The organism is Homoserinimonas aerilata, from assembly GCF_006716125.1.
GTDB classification, from domain to species: domain Bacteria; phylum Actinomycetota; class Actinomycetes; order Actinomycetales; family Microbacteriaceae; genus Homoserinimonas; species Homoserinimonas aerilata.
On the sequence record NZ_VFOM01000005.1, the window covers coordinates 1 to 18580 of the forward strand.

The following is an 18580-nucleotide window of genomic DNA, read 5'->3' on the forward strand; positions in this document are numbered from 1 at the left end:
TCGGCATCCGGAACCCGCGCAGACCTCACAGGGCTGCTGCCCGTCGCGTGGCGGCGTGACGACCTCGTATAGCTCTGAGTGGTCGCTCGTGTCGTGTCGAGTGGTCATTACTCGCCGTTCGAGGGGCATCTTCGGGCGAACGTTGACCTCTCGCGGGGCTCGCGTCCTCAAGAGGCGCCGCGAGTGGTCAGAAAGTTGCCCAAGTTCGCGCCGGTGGGGCCAGTATTGACCTCTCGCGGATCGGGATGGGCGGGCTCGCGTCGCGGAGCGGGTGCGGATGCCCGGGGTCGCCAAAGGGGGAGAATAACCCGAGCCCGAATGGGCGACAATGGAGGCATGACTGAACAGCAGGACACGCCCGAGGGCCCGCACGAGGCTGACGGCGCCGCTGGGGAGCCCGTGGAGCCGCGGGTCGTCCGGGAGCAGGAGCGCGTGAGCATCCGCCGTGCCCCCAAGCTGCCCGTGTTCCTGGTGCTCGGCGCGGGCCTCGGCGCGATCGTCGCGTTCGTGCTCACCGCGGTCGGCGACCTCGACCGTCGGGTCGGATTCGGCGCGACCTTCGGCTACCTGGCCCTCTACGGCATCCCCGCCGGCATCGTGCTCGGCGCGATCGTCGCCCTCGTGCTGGATCGTCGCTCGCGCAGGCGCGCAGCGGAGGTCACCGTCGAGCACGAGAGCATGCAGGAGCCGGACGAACAGCAGGAGCCGGACACGCAACAGGAGCCGGACAAGCCCGGCGAGAGCCCCGCTAGCTGAGCTGGTTCTGCTCGACCCAGCGCAGGTACTCCTCGCTGACGTTGCCGGTGACGTAGTCGCCCGTGAAGCAGCTCATCTCGAGTGACTGCACCGAGGATCCCTCCAGGATGGCCGACTGCATGTCGGCGACCTCCTGGTAGATGAGGTGGTCGGCGCCGAGCTCCGTGGTGATCTCGGGGATCTTGCGGCCGTGCGCCACGAGCTCCTGCCGCGAGGGCATGTTGATGCCGTACACGTGCGGGTAGCGCACGGGCGGCGCAGCCGAGGTGAAGGTGACCTTGTTGGCGCCCGCCTGACGGGCCATCTCGACGATCTCCTTCGAGGTGGTGCCGCGCACGATCGAGTCGTCGACGATGAGGATGTTCTTGCCTTTGAATTCGCTGCCCATCGCGTTCAGCTTCTGCTTGACGCTGCGCTTGCGCTCCGCCTGGCCGGGCATGATGAAGGTGCGGCCGACGTAGCGGTTCTTGTAGAAGCCTTCGCGGTATTCGACGCCGAGCTTCTGGGCGACCTGCATGGCGGCGGGGCGGGACGAGTCGGGGATGGGCATGACCACGTCGATGTCGCCGAGCGGCGTGTGCTTGGCGATGGTGTCGGCGAGGCGGTTGCCGAGGCGCAGGCGTGCCTCATAGACGGAGATGCCGTTCATGATGGAGTCGGGCCGGGCCAGGTACACGTACTCGAACGAGCAGGGGATGAGCACCGGGTTGGCGGCGCACTGGCGAGACACCATCTCACCGTTCTTGGCGATGAACACGGCCTCGCCCGGAGCGATGTCGCGCACCATCTCGTATCCGCCGCTCTCCAGGACGAGAGATTCGGATGCGACCACCCACTCGTCGCCGACCAGCCCGCTCGTGCGACGCCCGAGTACGAGCGGCCGGATGCCGAACGGGTCACGGAACGCGAGAAGGCCGTGCCCGGCGATGAGCGCGATCGCCGCATAGGAGCCCTCGACCCGCTCATGCACGCGGCTGACGGCGGCGAAGATCTGCTCGGGGTCGAGGTCGGTGCCGCTGACCTGCTCCTGCAGCTCGTTGGCGAGCACATTGACGAGCAGTTCCGTGTCGGAGTGAGTGTTGAGGTGCCGCCGGTCGATGCGGAACAGCTCGTCGGTGAGCTCGCGGGTGTTGGTGAGGTTGCCGTTGTGTACGAGCATGATGCCGTACGGCGCATTCACGTAGAACGGCTGCGACTCCTCCTCGTTCTCGGCGGTGCCCTTGGTGGCGTAGCGCACATGCCCGAGGCCCATCGTGCCGGGCAGCGCGCGCATGTCGCGCGTGCGGAACGCCTCCCGCACCTGGCCTTTGGCCTTGTGGAAGTGGAAGGTCGAGCCCTCGGCGGTGGCGATGCCCGTCGAGTCCTGGCCGCGATGCTGCAGCAGGAGGAGGGCGTTGTAGACGAGTTGGTTGGCAGGCTCCGATGAGACGATGCCGACGATGCCGCACATTCGGTGCAGACTCCAGACCGTAGAGTGATTGTTGACCATAGTCTTTCACGCCGGGCAACCCCCGGCGAACTCCCCAGAAGAGGATCACGCCGATGGCTGACAGCTACGCCCGCGCCGGTGTCGACACGGCGGCAGGAGACCTCGCCGTCGAACTCATGAAGAAGGCCGTCACCCGCACGCACGGCCCGCAGGTTTTGGGCGGATTCGGTGGCTTCGCCGGTCTCTTCGACGTGTCGTTCCTGACCGCGTTCAAGCGCCCGCTGCTGGCGACGTCGACGGATGGCGTGGGCACGAAGGTCGCCATCGCGCAGGCCATCGACAAGCACGACACCATCGGCCAGGATCTCGTCGGCATGGTCGTCGACGACATCATCGTGGTCGGTGCCGCACCCCTGTTCATGACCGACTACATCGCCTGCGGCAAGGTGTTCCCGAACCGCATCGCCGACATCGTCGCCGGCATCGCGAACGCCTGCGCCGAGACGGGCACAGCGCTGGTCGGGGGCGAGACGGCGGAACACCCCGGCCTGCTCGGCGTCGACGACTACGACGTTGCCGGTGCCGCGGTCGGCGCGGTCGAGGCGGATGCCCTGCTCGGCCCGGATCGCGTGACGAACGGCGACGTCGTCATCGCGATGCGATCATCCGGTGTGCACAGCAACGGCTTCTCGCTCGTGCGTCACATCCTGGCGGGCGCGGGCGTCGGCTTCACCGATCATTCGGATGCTCTGGGCGGCACGGTCGGCGAGGTGCTGCTCGAGCCGACCCGCCTCTACGCGGGGCCGCTCGTGCGACTGCTCGACGCGCATCCGGGGGCCGTCCATGCGCTCAGCCATGTCACCGGCGGGGGCATCGCCGCGAACTTGGCGCGCGTTCTGCCGCGCGGCTCCTGGGCCGAGGTGGAGCGTTCGACGTGGGCGCCGCACGACGTGTTCCGCGTGCTCGCCGACATGGGCGGCATCGACCTGGCCGACACAGAAGGAACGTGGAACCTGGGCGTCGGAATGTTCGCCATCGTCGACGCTGCGGCGGCGGATGCTGTGCTGTCATTCCTGAACGCTGAGGGCGTCGAGTCGTGGGTCGCCGGAACGGTGTCGACCGGTGCCGTACCCACGGCGGAGTTCGTGCAGGGCGCCAAGGGCGTCGACGGAGGGGCCGTGCGCCTCACGGGAGCGTTCGCGTAAGGATCGGGTCTCGAGACTGTCGCCGTAGATGGCGACACCTCGACCCGCTGTTATCTCGCTGGTCGAGGTGGTGCGCTCTGGCGCGCCAGTCTCGAGACCTGCCCCCGAGCGACCGGCGGTTGACATCTGTCCGCACAGGCGTACTCTATGTAGGTACTTTATGTAGGTACATAAAAGAATTCCTGTTCGGGCACAGAAGCCCCCAATCCTGAGGAGATTCGTCATGGCAGCCGGATCGCGTATTAAGAGTCACATCCCCCTGTTCGATGGAATGAACAAGATCCCGGGCGGGATCATGCTGATCCCCCTGATCCTCGGGTCGCTCGTCGGAACGTTCGCGCCCGACTTCCTCGAGATGGGCAACTTCACCACGGCGCTGTTCAAGAACAGCGCGCTTCCGCTGATCGGTGTTCTGATCTTCGCGACGGGCATGCAGATCACGCTCAAGACGTCCGGCCCCGTGCTGGCGACGACCGGCACGATCCTGCTGACCAAGTCGATCATCCCCGCCGGGCTTGTCGTTCTGCTGGGCAGCTTCACGGGCCTTGACGGCGTGCTCGGGGTGTCGATCCTCGCGCTCATCGTCACCATGGACAACAGCAACGGTGGCCTGTGGCTCGCGTTCACCGGCCGCTACGGCAACTCGACGGACCGTGGCGCCTACATGGCGTCGGCCATCAATGACGGCCCGTTCTTCTCGATGCTGTTCCTGGGCGCCGCCGGCCTCGCCGACATCCCCGTCACGCTGCTGATCGCCGCGATCATCCCGCTTGTCGCGGGCATCATCATCGGCAACATCGACGCCCGCTGGACCGAGATCATGCGCCCGGTCCCGAACATCGTCATCCCGTTCTTCGCCTTCGCGCTGGGCACGGGAATCAACCTCGGCAACGTCGTCAGCGGTGGCCTCTCCGGCATCCTCGTCGGCGCGTTCGCGACCCTGTTCACGGGAACCCTCGCCTACTTCGGCTACCGCTGGATCCTGCGCCGCGGCAAGCAGTCGGGCATCGGAATCGCCTCGGCCACCACGGCGGGCAACGCGATCGCCACGCCGGCGATCATCGCCGCGGCCGACCCGAGCTTCGCACCGTACATGGAGGTCGCGACCGCGCAGGTCGCATCCGCCGTTCTCGTCTCCGCCGTTCTGGCCCCGCTTCTCGCAGCCTGGGTGCTCAAGCGCCAGGGCGGCGTCAGGGAGGTCGAGGCACCAGACGCCGCAGACGATGCACCGGATGCCGTGATCGCTGAATCGAAGACGGTCTGAGCAATGGCGGAGCAGATGGCGGCATCGGCTGCGACTCCTGCGGGAATCGTCGCCGATGACCTGACGGGGGCAACCGACTCGGCGGTGCAGTTCGCTCGGGACGGCTGGCAGGCGCGGCTCGCGCTGGCCATGCCCGCGCCCGGCACCGCGCTTGCAGGTTCGGTCGTCTCCTTCGTCACGGATGCCCGGGCGCAGGCCCCCGATGCAGCACGCGCCTCGACGGCTCGTGCGGTGGCGGGCCTGCGCGAGGCGGGCGCCCGGCACCTGTTCATCAAGATCGATTCGACGATGCGCGGATCGGTCAGCGAGCAGGTGGCCGGCGCCCTCGACGCCTGGTCTGTCGAGCATCCGGATGCCGTTGCGGTCGTCTGCTCCGCCTATCCCGCCATGGGTCGCACGGTCGAGGGTGGCCACATCCTCGTGAACGGGGCGGGCGTGCACACGACCGCCGTGGGAACCGACCCGGTCACCCCTGTGGCCACGAGCGATCTTGCCGAGCTTCTGCCGGGAAGCGTGTCGCTGGCGCTGCGCCACGACTCCGCGCCCAAGAACGCGGCCCAGCTCGACGCGGCATTCACGGGTGGTACCCGTGTCGTCGTGGTCGATGCCGCCACGGACGCGGATCTGACCACGCTCGCCGAGGCGGTCGCCCTTCTCGGCCCGCGCGCTGTTCCGGTCGGCGCGGCGGGGCTCGCCGTCGCCATGTCGCGGGTGTGGTCGATCTCCGATGCTCCGGATGCCGGCACCGGCAGGCAGGTGGGCCGCATTGTCGTCGTGGTCAGTTCGCTCCATGACGTGTCGCGCAGCCAGGCCGATCACCTCGTCGACAGCGTTCCCGCTGAGCGCATCCGTGTGCTCGCGCCAACGCTTGACGATGCCCTCAGCCCCGACACGATCGCCGACTGGGCTGCGCGGCAGCTCGCGGATTCGGCTCTGCCCGAGATCGTCGTGATCTCGTCGCCGAGTGAACGCCCGACGCAGCTGCCGAGCGGCGACTCGACGGCCGCCGAGCTCATCGCCGACAGTCTTGCCACCATCACCGGTCTCGTCTTCGCGCACGACGCCGTGGGGGCCCTCATGCTGCTCGGCGGCGAGGGAGCCCGCGCCGTGCTCGATCGCCTCGGTGCCGACTCGTTGCTCGTCCACGACGCCATCCGGGAGGGCATCCCCCTCGGAACGCTCGAAGGCGGCGTCGCCGACGGCGTCACAGTCGTCACGAAGGCCGGAGGCTTCGGCACCCCCACATCCGTCGCCGACATCGTGCTCGAACTCCTCAACCCCTGACCCCCAGGTGCTGCCACCACGGCACCGCGCAAACAGTAAGGATCCACCTGATGACCATCCCCAGACTCGCCCTCACCCTCGGAGACGTCGCCGGAATCGGCCCGGAGATCACCGCGAAGTCGCTGCTCGGCCACGACGAGCTGCGCACGAAGTGCATCCCCATCGTGATCGGTGACGAGGCGGCCATGCGCCGCGGCGTCGCAGCAGTCGGAGGTGACCCGGAGGTCGTGCGCGTCATCTCCTCGGTGTCGGAGGCGACGAACACGCCGGGCACCATCGAACTCATCCAGGTCGGGCCGTCGCTCGCCGACGTCGAGGTGGGCGTGCTCAGCGCCGAAGCCGGCGACGGTTCGTACCGTTTCGTCGTCGAGGCATGCCGACTCGCGCGTGAGGGTGAGGTCGACGGGATCGTGACCGCGCCACTCAACAAGGCGGCGATGCACGCCGGCGGCCACAACTTCCCCGGCCACACGGAGCTTCTCGCTCACGAGTTCGGCGTCAAGAACTACTCGCTCGTGCTGTCGGCGGGGGAGCTCTTCTTCTTCCACCTCACCACCCACGTGTCCATGCGTCAGGCGATCGAGGACATTACCTTCGACCGCACCCTCAGCGTGCTCCGCCTGGCCGGCGCCTTCGCTCGCTCCATGGGCAAGCCGGACGAGCTGATCGGTCTCGCCGGACTCAACCCGCACGCGGGCGAGAACCGCATCTTCGGTGACGAGGACGCCGACATCCTGCAGCCCGCCGTCGAGGCGGCGCGCGCCGAAGGGCTCAACGCCGTCGGCCCGCTGCCCGGCGACGCGCTCATCCCCGCCGCAGTGCGTGGCAAGTTCAACCTCGCGGTCGTCTGCTACCACGACCAGGGTCACGCCCCCTTCAAGGCCGTCTACGGCGACGACGGCGTCAACATCACCGTCGGCCTGCCCGTCGTGCGCGTCTCGGTCGACCACGGCACGGCCTTCGACATCGCAGGCAAGGGCATCGCGCGCGAAGCGAGCCTCGTGCTGTCGCTCGAACGTGCCGCAGCGCTCGCACCCGGCTGGGATCACGTGTGGCGCACGGCGCAGGGCATGTCCGAGAGTGTTGCCTGAACCGGTACGCTGACGCAGGCGGTCAGCATGGGCTGACGAGGAGGGCACCGGATGTGGATTGACGACGTTCCTGAGGGCGCGGTCGATGCGACAACCGGCTCCCCCCTCCACGCCCAACTGAGCGCCCTCCTGCGCGCCGGCATCGGCGACGGCTCACTGCCGCCCGGCTCGCAACTGCCCACCGAGGCGGAGATCCAGGAGAAGTTCGGAATCTCCCGATCCGTCGTGCGCCAGACGATGGCGGGGCTCGCATCCGACGGCCTCATCCTGCGCGGACGGGGCCGCGGCAGTGTCGTCGCACCGCACCTGGAGCACCACAGGCAGGTGCAGCGCATGCCCGGGCTGTCGGCCCAGATATCGACGGTGTCGGGCCCCGTGCGCACCGAGGTCCTGACGATCGCCCCCGGAGCGGATGCTCGGGCCGCTGCCGCACTCGGAACCACCCGCCTGCTCTCCCTGCGCCGCCGCCGCTCAGCCGACGGCGAGGCGATCGCCATCATCCACACCTGGCTGCCGCTGTCGCTCGCGGAGAGCCTCACCGCAGAAGAGCTGACGGATGCCTCGCTGCACGCCCTGCTCGCCGAGCGCTTCGGGGTTCCCGTGTCAGCCGGCCGCCGTCAGATCCGCGCCGTCGCAGCATCCGGCCAGCTCGCCGAAGAGCTGTCGGTGCCGATCGGCTCACCGCTGCTGCTGCTCGAAGGAACCAGCCTCGACGACGGGGGCGCGCCCGTCGAATACTTCTCCACCTGGCATCGAGCCGACCGCGTCGTGTTCGACGTCGACGTCACCGCCGCAGAACCGCAGCCGAACGCCGCCCTCGCCGGCCGCGTGGAGGAACTGGCGCGGGAACTGCAGGCACTCTCGTCGCAGCTCACGCGCGGCGCGCGGTAGCTCACTCTGTGGAGGGTCTCGAGACTGTCGCTTCGCGACACCTCGACCCGCAGTAACATCCGCCGGTTGAGGGGCACGGAGTGCCGTCTCGAAACCTCGACCCGCGAGTGTTGCCGCGGGTTGAGGTGGTGCGCTCTGGCGCGCCAGTCTCGAAACTCGCCGCGGGTGGGAGGAAACCTCTACGCCGTGCGGGTCTCTCCGCTGTCGGAGGAGAACTCGGGCCACTTTCCGAGATCCTCTTCGAGGCGCTCAGCGTCTACCGCCGCGCTTTCGGCGCTGGTCAGCTCGCGTGCGAGCGCGTCGTAGTTCGTGTCGGGGCTGAAGTACTTCAGCTCCCGTGCCACCTTGGTGTGTTTTGCTTTCTGACGGCCGCGCCCCATGGGCTTGACCCCCTTACGATTCCCGCCCGGTTTTCTCGACTCTTTGTGTGCGAATCACTGCCCGGGATTGACCAACATGGATCTTCCAAAACTAACTACTCACTTTAGCATGTCGTGGGGTACAAGCCGGGTGCGGGCATCCTCTTGATGCCTTGTTCAGCATGGACGGGTAACGTAATCGCGTGACCTCTGACCGCAGCCATGTATCCGTAGTCGTGATCGGCGCTGGGCAGGCTGGCCTTTCGGTGTCGTATTACCTGCAGCGGCTGGGCCTCGAGGCGGGCAGCGGGTTTGTCGTGCTTGACCGCGGCCCCGGCTCGGGTGGCGCCTGGCAGTCGCGGTGGGAGGCCCTGCGCATCGGCGTCGCGCACCGCATCAACGACCTGCCGGGTATGGATGAGCTGGGTCTCAGTTTCGAGACGGCCGACCGTTCCGCCCCGGCGAGGGATGTCGTCGCCGACTATTACGAACAGTATGAGCGTCACTACAACATCCCGGTCGTGCGCCCCATCTCGGTGCGGCGCGTGTTCAACGACGGCGTCGCGCTCGTCGTCGAATACGCGGATGGCGCCGACAACCTCCACCAGGTGGAGACGGATGCTGTGGTGAATGCGACGGGAACGTGGGGTTCGCCGTTCGTGCCCTGGTATGCGGGCATGAACAGGTTCGAGGGCGAGCAGCTCAACACGACCGAGTACGTGTCTGCGCAGGACTATGAGGGCAGAAGGGTCCTCGTTGTCGGCGGGGGGACATCCGCGATCGGTTTTCTGATGGAGCTGGAGAATGTGGCATCCGAGCTGGCGTGGGCCAGTCGGCGCCCGATCGAGTTCCTCGATGAGGGCGAGCTGAATCTGGAGGACGGCCGTCGCGCGGTGGCTGCACAGGATGAGGCGGCGCGCGAGGGCAGGGCGCTGCCGAGCATTGTGAGCGGCACCGGGGTTCCGCGCACGCGCCGCATCCAGTCGGCGATTGAGCGTGGGCTGCTCGTGCCGAAGCCCATCTTTGAGGCGATCGAGCCGGATGGTGTGCGCTGGGAGGACGGCAGCTTTCAGGCCTTCGACGTGATCCTGTGGGCGACGGGCTTCCGCCCCGAGCTGAGGCACCTCGCCCCGCTGAAGCTGCGCGAGAAGGAGGGCGGCGTGTCGGTCGGCAACGGCTCCTCGTGGAAGGATCCGCGCATCTTCTTCGCCGGCTACGGCCCGCAGGCATCCACCATCGGGGCCAACCGCGCGGGGCGCACGATCGCCCGCCAGGTGATGGCGCAGCTCAGCACCTTCTAGTACTCACGTCGTGTGTCGCGAGAGGCCAGTTCTCGCCCCTTCAGTGAGCGGGATGGGCCATTTTCGACCTCTCGTTGATCGCCCGATCGCCCGATCGCCCCATCGCCCGCTCGCCCCATCGCCCCATCGCCCGCGAGTGGCCGATATTCGCCCCATGGAGGGGCAGCGGAGGGCCAGTTCTGACCTATCGCGGAGTTCTGCAACCACCGGTGGCAGCAGGTCAGCGGCGACGCAACGTCAGCGCCGTCGACGACGGGCCGGTGGCAGCGACCGCCGGACGACTGGCCGCACGGGCTCACCGCGCCGTTCCTGCCCGGGGAGCGGCCGAGGCGTACGGTTCTTCAGTGCCGCCGATGAGCCGAGCAGCCACGGCACGAGCGCGACCGTCACCCCGTGCACGAGCATGAGCTTGTGGCGGATGCGCCGGGCCTTGTGGTTGTGCAGCAGCCGCTCCCACCAGTGCCCGACGATGAACTGTGGCAGGTACACCGTCATGACCTCGGAGCCGTGGGCTTCGTGTCGCGACTTCAGATATGCGATGAGCGGGTCACTGATGTCGCGGTACGGCGACTGGACCACGCGCAGCGGCACGCGGATGTTCATCTCCGCCCACTGCCGTTCCAGCAGCGCCGTGGCGTCATCGTCGATCGAACAGTGAACCGCCTCCAGACTCTCGTGCCGCGCAGCGATCGCGTAGTCGAGGGCCTTCAGCGTGGGTTTCTGCAGACGCCCCACCAGCACGATGGCGTGGTCGCCCTCTGAGCCGAATGTTGTCACCGGGTCGACCTCGAGATCACTTTCGACGGCGCGGTAGTAGCGATTCACCCGCACCATGAGGAGATACAGCACCGGCATGATCACGAAGACCAGCCAGGCGCCGTGCGTGAACTTGGTCACCGTGACGATCACAAGCACCGTCGCAGTGAAGACGGCACCCGTCGCGTTGATCGCCAAGCCCCACAGAACCGAACGCGGTGCCGATACGCCGCCGCGGAGCATCCGGATCCAGTGCTTCACCATGCCGGTCTGGCCGAGCGTGAACGAGACGAAGACCCCGATGATGTACAGCTGGATGAGCTGCGTCAAGTTTGCCTGGTAGGCGATGAGCAGCATGATGGCGGCGAGCCCGAGCACGATGACCCCGTTGGAGTAGACGAGGCGATCGCCGCGCGTCTGCAGCGACTTGGGTGCGTAACCGTCTCGGGCGAGAACAGAACCGAGCAGCGGAAAACCATTGAACGCCGTGTTCGCCGCCAACAGCAGCACTGCCGCCGTCGTCGCCTGCACGACAAAGAACATGATCGTGCCGTCGCCGCCGAAGACCGCCGCCGCAAGCTGAGCCATGACACTGCGCTGCGGTGCGGTCGCACATTCCGCCCACCCGACCAGATCACACGGATGCTCGGCGTAGTGCACCCGGCTGATCAGCGCGAGCGCGGTCACCCCCACGAACAGCACAATGGCGATGCCGCCCATCAGTACAAGGGTCCACTGGGCGTTGCGGATCTTCGGCACCCTGAACGCGGGCACCCCGTTGCTGATGGCCTCCACGCCGGTGAGGGCCGAACATCCGCTCGCGAATGCGCGCAGCAGCAGCAGGATGACGCCCACCTGGCTGAGCTCCGCAGCCTTCACCGTGAAGTCGGCCGACTCGGCCACGGGGATGTCGCCGAGCGCCACACGGATGCCGCCGACCACGACCATGAGCAGCACACTGCCGATGAACAGATAGGTGGGCAGGGCGAAGGCCTTGCTCGACTCGGCGACGCCACGCAGGTTCACGGCGACGAGCAGCACGACGAACACGACGGCGAGCTCGACCCGCCACTCGTGCAGCACGGGGATCGCCGAGATGATGTTGTCGACGCCGCTCGCGACCGACACCGTCACGGTCATCACATAGTCGACGAGCAGGGCGGATGCCACGATCAGGCCCGCCTTCTCGCCCAGGTTGCGGTGGGCGACCTCGTAGTCGCCACCGCCCGAGGGGTACGCCTTGACGAGCTGCCGGTACGAGGCGACGACGACCACCAGCAGCAGCACGACCGCCGCGGCCACCCACGGCGCGAAACTCAGCATCGCGAGGCCGCCGAGGGCGAGGATCAGGAGCAGTTCCTGCGGCGCGTACGCGACCGACGAGAGCGGATCGCTCGCAAAGATCGGCAGCGCAAGGCGCTTCGGAAGGAGCTGCTCGTCGAGCTTGTCGCTGGGGAGGGGATCCCCGATCAGCCACCGCTTGGGCGACCTGACATCATCAGTCACGAGCGGCGACACTACGCCGATTGCGGCCGATGTCAAGTTCCGTTGTTATCCGGGGTTCGGAGGGACGTCAGGAAGCTCGGGCCTAGCCCTTGTCTCCGCCATCGCTGGTGTTCATGATCCGCTTCTGGAAGAAGAAGAACAGAACCGCGACAGGGATTGACATGAGGACTGCTGCGGCGAGCTGGAGGGGAAACTGGTTGCCCTGCCCGCCGAGTTGGCCCGACACCAGCGAAGCCACACCGGTGGTGAGTGTGTTGAGATCGGGCGACTGCCGGGAGACGACGAAGTGGGAGAACTCGTTCCACGAGCCCTGGAAGCTGAAGATGAAGATGGTGATGAGCGCCGGTCGTGCCATGGGGAGGACGACAGACCAGAAGGTGCGGAATACGCCGGCGCCGTCAAGACGGGCAGCCTCTTCAACGCTCACGGGTATTGATTCGAAGAACTGTTTCATGATGAAGATTCCGCCGGCGTCGACGAGAAGTGGGAGAATCATGCCGGCGTAGGTGTCGTAGATGCCCAGTTCTTTGAGTACGAGGAAGCGTGGGATCAACAGCACCACGCTGGGCACCGCCATGACTCCGATAACGCCAGCGAAGATGACCCCCCGACCGCGGAACTTCAAGCGGGAGAGCGCATATCCCGCGAGCGAATCGAAGAACACTCGCCCCAGCGTGACGAAGAGCGTGACAAGTGCGGAGTTCCCCGCCCATCGCAGCATCGGAACTTCAGTGAACAGGCGGTCGTACGCCGCAACCGACCAGACCTGAGGCAGAAGTGAGAGTGGGTTTGCGGTGGCATCGCCATTGGACTTGAGCGACCCGGCGATGCTGATCATGAACGGATAGATATAGACGAGGGCCAGGGCGATGAGCAGCAGGTACGCCACGGTGGTAGCTGAGAGAACGCGGGCCTTGTTCATGCTGATCCTTCCCTTCCTCGAGGTGCGGCATCATTGCCGGCGGTCACGCCCCTTCTGGTGCGCAGCGTCGTCCGGTCGCGGTCCTTCAGGATGAAGCGCTGGAGCAGCGTGAGCGTGACGATGATGCCGAAGAGGATGAAGGAGATGGCTGCACCCTGGCCCCAGTCGAGGCCTTTGAATGAGGTCTCGTACGCGAGATAGGCGGGTGTGAGTGTGGTCTTGCCAGGGGCGCCACCACCGGTGAGATAGATGGCATCGAACAGCTGCCATGTACCGATCAGGCCGAGCGTCAGCACAGTGAAAATCGTTGGCTTCACAAGGGGAAGCGTGATCGAGAAGAATGTCCGGATTGGCCCTGCACCGTCGATGAGGGCGGCCTCCCGAACGTCGGATCCGATGGCCTGGAGCGCGGCGAGGAATAAGAGCATGAAGGTGCCGGATGTGGTCCACACGGCCATGATGATCAGCGCACACATGGCGATGCTTGGCCCGCTGATCCACTGCCATCCGGTGACGCCGAGGAACCACTCGTCGGCGAGGAACGGAGGCGGCGAGGTAATTCCGAAGGCAGCCAGCATGTTGTGAAAGATCCCGCTGGGGTCGGAGAACCAGTTGGGCCCCTTCGCTCCGAACCAGCCGAGCACCGTGTTCACGGCACCGGATGCGCTGAAGAGGAAGAGGAAAACGATCACGATTGCGACCGAACTGGTGATCGACGGGAAGTAGAAGGCGGTGCGGAAGAATCCCCGGCCGCGCAGGATCCTCCTGTTGACCTGGACGGCCAAGAACAACGAGAGTGCGGTCTGCAGGGGAACAACGAAGAGCACGTAGTAGAAGTTGTTGCGGAGCGAGATGCCGAAGTCGTCGCGTGCCAGCCCGGGCTCGGCGAGGATGGTGGCGTAGTTGTCGAGGCCGACGAATTCCGTCTTCCCGCTGAGGGGTGACCCGAGGCCGTTCCAGTCGCTCAAGCTCACCCACACCGCCAGGACTATGGGGATGACGAGGAAGATGGCGATGATTGCAATAGATGGTGCGGTGAAGAGCCAACCGGCGGATGTGTGCCCGCTGAAGAGGGCGTTCTTCCGCTTGGCGGAGTGGTCGCGATCAGTACCTAGTGTGCGTGACATGTGTGATCGCGACCTCTCCGTCAGCGTTGTTCGTGTCTGTTACCGGGTGGACGCGTCGAGCGCCGGCTGCAGGTTCTTCTGGAACTTCTCGAGGATGGACTGGGCGTTGCCGGTGAACAGCGTCGACAGTTCGGCGTTGAAGTCGGTGACCACAGCAGCGGAGCCGTCGAAGTTGATCGGGTTGGTTGCGATGTCACCCGCAGCGAAGGCGGCGTTCTGCGGATATTCTCCATTGAACCAGTCACCGAGCGTGGTCACCGGAGGAATCTGGCCGACCTCGCCTGCTGCGATCTTGAGCTGCTCCTCACTGGTGAGGAAGGCGACCAGATCTTTGGTCTGCTCGAGCGTTGCGGAGTCGGCTGGGATGCCCCAGCAGTTGGTGAAAGCGAAGGTGGAGACTCCGGCAGGGCCGGCGGGAAGGTTGACGGCCCGGTAGCTGAGCTCCGGGTAGTCGAGTTTGACGCCGCTCACCCAAGCGCCCTCGATGACCATGGCGGCCTTGCCTGCACCGAACGCCTCGCCTGCCCAGCCGGCGTCAAGTTCGGAGGGCGTGCGGTAGACGCCTGCGTCGTACAGGTGCTGGATGTATTCGAGGCCCTCGAGGTTCTCGGGGCTCGTTGCGGTGGCGGTGTCACCGTCGAAGAGTTTGCCGCCGGCCTGGTTCATGAACGTTCCGACCCGCGCGTACTCGAGTCCGAACGAGAAACCGACCGTGTCAGCCGTTGTCAACTTCGTGGCAACGTCTTCGAGTTCATCCCAGGTCGTGGGTGTGTCGGCCTCGGTGAGGCCAGCCTCTGCCCACTTGTCTTCATTGATGACCAGGGCTAGCGTGCCGAAGTCCTTGGGTGCGCAGTAGAACGTGCCGTCGTGGCTGAATGTGTCGACAAGCGAGGGGTAGAAGTCGGCTGCATTCGGGAGGTCTTCGGCGTAGGGCTCGAGGTATCCGTTGCTGGCGTACGTCTGGAACTGGTCCCAGCTCATGTAGAAGATGTCGGCGGGGTCCCCGCCGGCGAACCCTTGGCCGAGTTGCTGGGTCAGGTCGCTGGCTGCGATGACCTCGACATCGATCCCGCTCTTGTCGGTCCAGCGCTTGGTGGCGGCGATTATGCCGTTCGTCTCCATGTCGCCGCTGCTGCCGATCAGCATGGTGAGTTTCTTGGGGGCTTCGGGCTCGCTGGTGGCGCAGCCAGCCATCGACCCGACCAGCGCGAGTGCGATAAGTGATGCAGCGAATGCTGTCTTTCTCATGGGTTTTGATCCTTTTCACATCGTTGTGCAAATGAATGCCGCCTCGGCAGCGGGGTGCAGGGTTGAAAGTTTGATCGATCAAATTTCTGGTGTTAGGTTACCTCACACGAAGCGAAAGTCAATCGCAAGCCGAGCAGAACCCTTTCAACGGAGATACAGATGCATGACATGCCTGCCCTGCAACCGCTGCTGTCAGGAGAGACAGTGGTTCTCTCGGCACCCACCCAGGTGTGGTCGGCTGCAAACGGCCAACTCGGGCCGACCCCCATACACGGAGTCTATTTCGCGGACACACGAGTGATCCGTGAATCATCGTGGAAGCTCGGAGGGCATGCAGGCGAACACATCTCGACACAAATGCCGAATGCGGGGTCCGCCGCCTTCGTCTCGTTGCAGCGACACCTCGATGATCGCGCCGCGGATCCAAGGGTGCGGGCGATCCACAAGGTCGAGACGAGCATCCACGGTGTGCGCAATGAACTTGTTGTGGAATCGAGTCTCGCCGAGCAGATCGTCACATCGATGGAACTCAGACTGCAGCCCGATCTTTCGGTCATGGATCGCGTAAAAACCGGTAGAGCGCCTGAATCGATGCCATCCCGAGCTGAGATCACAGCAGACGGAGCGCACTGGAGTGGGGGATCGATCTCAGTCTCGCTGACCGCCGAAGGGGCGGACATTGAAGTTCTCGACAACGGAGTGCTGAAGCTCTCGTGGCCCCTCTTCATCCCTGCCCGAGGCCGCAGCGCGCTTTCGTGGGCCATCTCTATCACCGACAGCGAAGCTGTTGTCGACGGTGTAGAGGCCGCACCCGTGTGGGAGAAGCCCCGTCTCGCTGGCGCCGACGATCGACTCGCCCGCTGGGTGGATCGAGCCATGGATGATCTTGATGCGTTGCGGATAAGTCCCGCCGGATCATCCGAGACGATCCTTGCTGCAGGGGCTCCCTGGTTCTTCACCATTTTCGGGCGGGATTCCCTCTGGGCGGCTCGCTTCCTGCTCCCCACCGGAACCGAGCTCGCAGCCGATACCCTGCGCATCCTTGCCGGAATGCAGGGCGAAAGCGAGGTCGACGACACCGCCGAACAGCCCGGCAAGATCATGCATGAGCTCCGCAAAGGTGGTCTCTCGAGCCCCGGGGAAGGCCTCGCGCTGCCTCCGCTGTACTACGGAACGGTTGATGCGACCGCGCTGTGGGTCTGCCTCCTCCACGATGCGTGGAAATGGGGGATGCCCGAGTCTGAAGTGCGAGCGTTGCTGCCCCACATGCATGCGGCTCTCGCCTGGATGCGGGACTACGGAGATGCGGATGGCGACATGCTCATCGAGTACGTCGACAGCACCGGCCATGGACTGTCGAACCAAGGCTGGAAGGATTCGGGCGACTCCATACAGTGGAAGGACGGAACCCTCGCCGAGGGCCCCATCGCTTTGTGTGAGGTTCAGGCCTACTGCTACGAGGCGGCAACGCACGCAGCAGACATGCTGGACCATTTCGGTGACGACGGCGCCGAAGAGTGGAGGGACTGGGCTGCCCGGCTCAGGCACGAATTCAACAAAAAGTTCTGGATCGAGGACGCCGACGGCCTCTTCCCAGCAACAGCCCTCGATGCATCCAAGCAGCCAGTGGACACGGTGACCAGCAACATCGGCCACCTTCTCGGCACCGGAATCATTGACAGGGAGCAGGCCGCTCTGGTGGCGAAACGTCTCGTCGGCTCCGACATGGACAGCGGTTACGGGCTTCGTACGATGAGCACGGGTGCTTCGGGATACTGGCCGCTCAGCTATCACTGCGGAAGCGTATGGACTCACGACACCGCAATTGCAATCGCCGGCCTGAGCAAGGAGGGCTTCGACGTCGAGGCGTCGAGCCTGATCGAGGGCCTCCTCGCGGCCTCCGCAACCTTCGACTATCGGATGCCGGAGCTGTACTCCGGCGACAGCATCACCACGGTGTCCCGTCCTGTGCCCTACCCCGCATCATGTCGCCCACAGGCATGGTCGGCGGCCGCCGCAATCTCCGTGGCGGCCAGCGTGTTGGGGCTGTCCCCCGATGCGACTGCCGGGGAGATCGGCGTAGCGCCAATGCGTTCCGCACTTCTTCCCCTGACGCTTGACGGCGTCAGGTGGGAAGGTGGGAGGGCGGAGCTTACGATCGGCAAGGACGGATCGATCGTCGCCAGCTCCGGTGCATCCTTTCGCCTCGCCGATGTGAAGCCTGTCGATCAGGACACACCTGAGGGGCGTGAACCAAGCACCGTCTGAGGCTCGAGTCCGCGGGGATGACATGATGCTTGACCAGGAGGGAACCTGATGGGACGGCTGCCAACAGTGTCGGACGTTGCGAAACTCGCTCAAGTGTCGCGACAGACCGTGTCGAATGCGCTCAACTCGCCCGAGATCGTCAAAGCGACGACACTTGCGCGGGTGCTCGAAGCGGTCGACACTCTGGGGTACCGCACCAATGCGGGCGCCCGCCGGCTACGAACCCAGCGCTCCTCCACGATCGGTGTGCGGTTCGAACCGATCTCCGACGGCGTATCGGGAGGCCTGCTCGACCGCTTCCTACACGCGATCACCGAACAGGCGGACTCCCTGGGCATGCGAATCCTGCTGTTCACGGCGGTGTCCCAAGAGGAGGAGATCGCCAAGATCCGACAGCTGCGTGCCGGCTCGGATATCGACGGGGTGGTTCTTGCGTCGACCTTCCATGGTGACCGCAGAACCGAATGGTTGGTTCGAGACAGAACCCCATTCGTAATGTTCGGCCGTCCATGGGGGCAGGGCAAAGCCGAGGTCCCCCCTCACCGTTGGGTCGATGTGGATGGTGCAACCGGCGTGAAGGAGGCGACCTCCCACCTTCTCTCCGTGGGATGTGAACGGATACTGTTCTTGGGCTGGCCGAGCCCCTCCGGCACCGGAGACGACCGCAGGAACGGCTGGCTCGAGGCGCTCGCCACCCATGCAGCCGCATCCAGCTCTTCGGCGATGCGTTTGTGGGAGGCGCAGGCGCAACTGCTCCATGTCGAATGCCGTGACACCCTGCACGACGCGGAAACGGCGACGCGCGAGGCTCTCGCGGCCCACCCTGAGGTGGATGGGATCGTGTGCGCGAGTGACAGCCTCGCCATCGGGGCGCGGATCGCCACCGTGATGACCGGGCGCTCCGACATTCCCGTTGTGGGGTTCGACAACAGCGCCGTGGCTCAGGCCCTCGGACTCTCGAGCGTTGACCAGCGCCTTGACCTGGTTGCCGCAGCCACGCTCGAGCTGCTCATACCGACCATGGATGGTGCACCGCTCGACGAAGCCGACAATCACCGACTCATCAGCCCGCAGCTCATCGTGAGGGACACCCCCATCGTGCTCCCGCTCGGCTCGGGCGAACCCCGATCATCCCTGTAGCCGCACCGTTGAAAGGATCCAGCTATTTATCGC

At 65.7% G+C, this 18580-nt stretch carries 15 protein-coding genes and 1 pseudogene; 10 read left to right on the forward strand and 6 right to left on the reverse strand.

Features of this window, described 5'->3' with window-relative positions:
* Positions 1-336: 336 nt before the first annotated feature.
* On the forward strand, positions 337-756 hold the full coding sequence (locus FB562_RS12940) for a hypothetical protein (protein WP_141881429.1): 420 nt from the start codon (positions 337-339) through the stop codon (positions 754-756).
* Here FB562_RS12940 and purF read toward each other — a convergent pair.
* On the reverse strand, positions 749-2206 hold the full coding sequence (gene purF / locus FB562_RS12945; RefSeq protein ID WP_141881430.1) for an amidophosphoribosyltransferase: 1458 nt from the start codon (positions 2204-2206) through the stop codon (positions 749-751). The genes FB562_RS12940 and purF overlap by 8 nt on opposite strands.
* A gap of 92 nt (positions 2207-2298) precedes the next feature.
* On the opposite strand from purF, the gene purM reads away from it, so the two are divergent.
* The 5 genes from purM (at position 2299) to FB562_RS12970 (ending at position 7920) form a co-directional block, all read left to right on the forward strand.
* Positions 2299-3390, forward strand: a complete 1092-nt coding sequence (purM, locus tag FB562_RS12950) for a phosphoribosylformylglycinamidine cyclo-ligase (RefSeq protein ID WP_141881725.1) — start codon at positions 2299-2301, stop codon at positions 3388-3390.
* 223 nt (positions 3391-3613) lie between these two features.
* Positions 3614-4654: a 2-keto-3-deoxygluconate permease gene (locus FB562_RS12955; protein WP_141881726.1), complete on the forward strand. Its 1041-nt coding sequence runs from the start codon at positions 3614-3616 to the stop codon at positions 4652-4654.
* A 3-nt stretch (positions 4655-4657) separates the two neighbouring features.
* Entirely contained in the window at positions 4658-5938 is a 1281-nt protein-coding gene (locus FB562_RS12960) for a four-carbon acid sugar kinase family protein (protein WP_141881727.1), read from the forward strand.
* A gap of 50 nt (positions 5939-5988) precedes the next feature.
* Entirely contained in the window at positions 5989-7029 is a 1041-nt protein-coding gene (pdxA, locus tag FB562_RS12965; protein ID WP_185740587.1) for a 4-hydroxythreonine-4-phosphate dehydrogenase PdxA, read from the forward strand.
* Between the two features lie 51 nt (positions 7030-7080).
* Entirely contained in the window at positions 7081-7920 is an 840-nt protein-coding gene (locus FB562_RS12970; protein ID WP_141881729.1) for a GntR family transcriptional regulator, read from the forward strand.
* Between the two features lie 179 nt (positions 7921-8099).
* Here FB562_RS12970 and FB562_RS12975 read toward each other — a convergent pair whose 3' ends face one another.
* On the reverse strand, positions 8100-8300 hold the full coding sequence (locus tag FB562_RS12975; protein WP_141881730.1) for a DUF3073 domain-containing protein: 201 nt from the start codon (positions 8298-8300) through the stop codon (positions 8100-8102).
* Positions 8301-8482: 182 nt separating this feature from the next.
* On the opposite strand from FB562_RS12975, the gene FB562_RS12980 reads away from it, so the two are divergent.
* A complete protein-coding gene (locus FB562_RS12980) occupies positions 8483-9580 on the forward strand; it encodes an NAD(P)-binding domain-containing protein (RefSeq protein WP_141881731.1) in 1098 nt (365 codons plus the stop codon).
* Positions 9581-9817: 237 nt separating this feature from the next.
* Here FB562_RS12980 and FB562_RS12985 read toward each other — a convergent pair whose 3' ends face one another.
* The 4 genes from FB562_RS12985 to FB562_RS13000 all read right to left on the reverse strand — a co-directional run bounded on the left by FB562_RS12985 (position 9818) and on the right by FB562_RS13000 (position 15139).
* Complete coding sequence (locus tag FB562_RS12985; protein ID WP_246081501.1) at positions 9818-11842, reverse strand: APC family permease; 2025 nt, start codon at positions 11840-11842, stop codon at positions 9818-9820.
* An 82-nt stretch (positions 11843-11924) separates the two neighbouring features.
* On the reverse strand, positions 11925-12764 hold the full coding sequence (locus tag FB562_RS12990; protein ID WP_141881732.1) for a carbohydrate ABC transporter permease: 840 nt from the start codon (positions 12762-12764) through the stop codon (positions 11925-11927).
* Complete coding sequence (locus tag FB562_RS12995) at positions 12761-13891, reverse strand: carbohydrate ABC transporter permease (protein WP_141881733.1); 1131 nt, start codon at positions 13889-13891, stop codon at positions 12761-12763. Before FB562_RS12995 ends, FB562_RS12990 begins: the two co-directional genes overlap by 4 nt.
* A gap of 39 nt (positions 13892-13930) precedes the next feature.
* Entirely contained in the window at positions 13931-15139 is a 1209-nt protein-coding gene (locus tag FB562_RS13000; RefSeq protein WP_141881734.1) for a sugar ABC transporter substrate-binding protein, read from the reverse strand.
* Positions 15140-15307: 168 nt separating this feature from the next.
* Between FB562_RS13000 and FB562_RS13845 the strand changes: the two are divergent.
* From FB562_RS13845 to FB562_RS13010, 3 genes and pseudogenes are all read left to right on the forward strand, one after another.
* A pseudogene (locus tag FB562_RS13845) lies at positions 15308-15874 on the forward strand (glycogen debranching N-terminal domain-containing protein); the annotation flags it as partial.
* A gap of 141 nt (positions 15875-16015) precedes the next feature.
* Positions 16016-17407 carry an amylo-alpha-1,6-glucosidase gene (locus FB562_RS13005; protein WP_246081506.1) on the forward strand — a complete coding sequence of 464 codons (1392 nt, stop codon included), beginning with the start codon at positions 16016-16018 and terminating at the stop codon, positions 17405-17407.
* A gap of 48 nt (positions 17408-17455) precedes the next feature.
* Entirely contained in the window at positions 17456-18547 is a 1092-nt protein-coding gene (locus FB562_RS13010; protein ID WP_141881735.1) for a LacI family DNA-binding transcriptional regulator, read from the forward strand.
* The last annotated feature ends 33 nt before the right edge of the window (positions 18548-18580 follow it).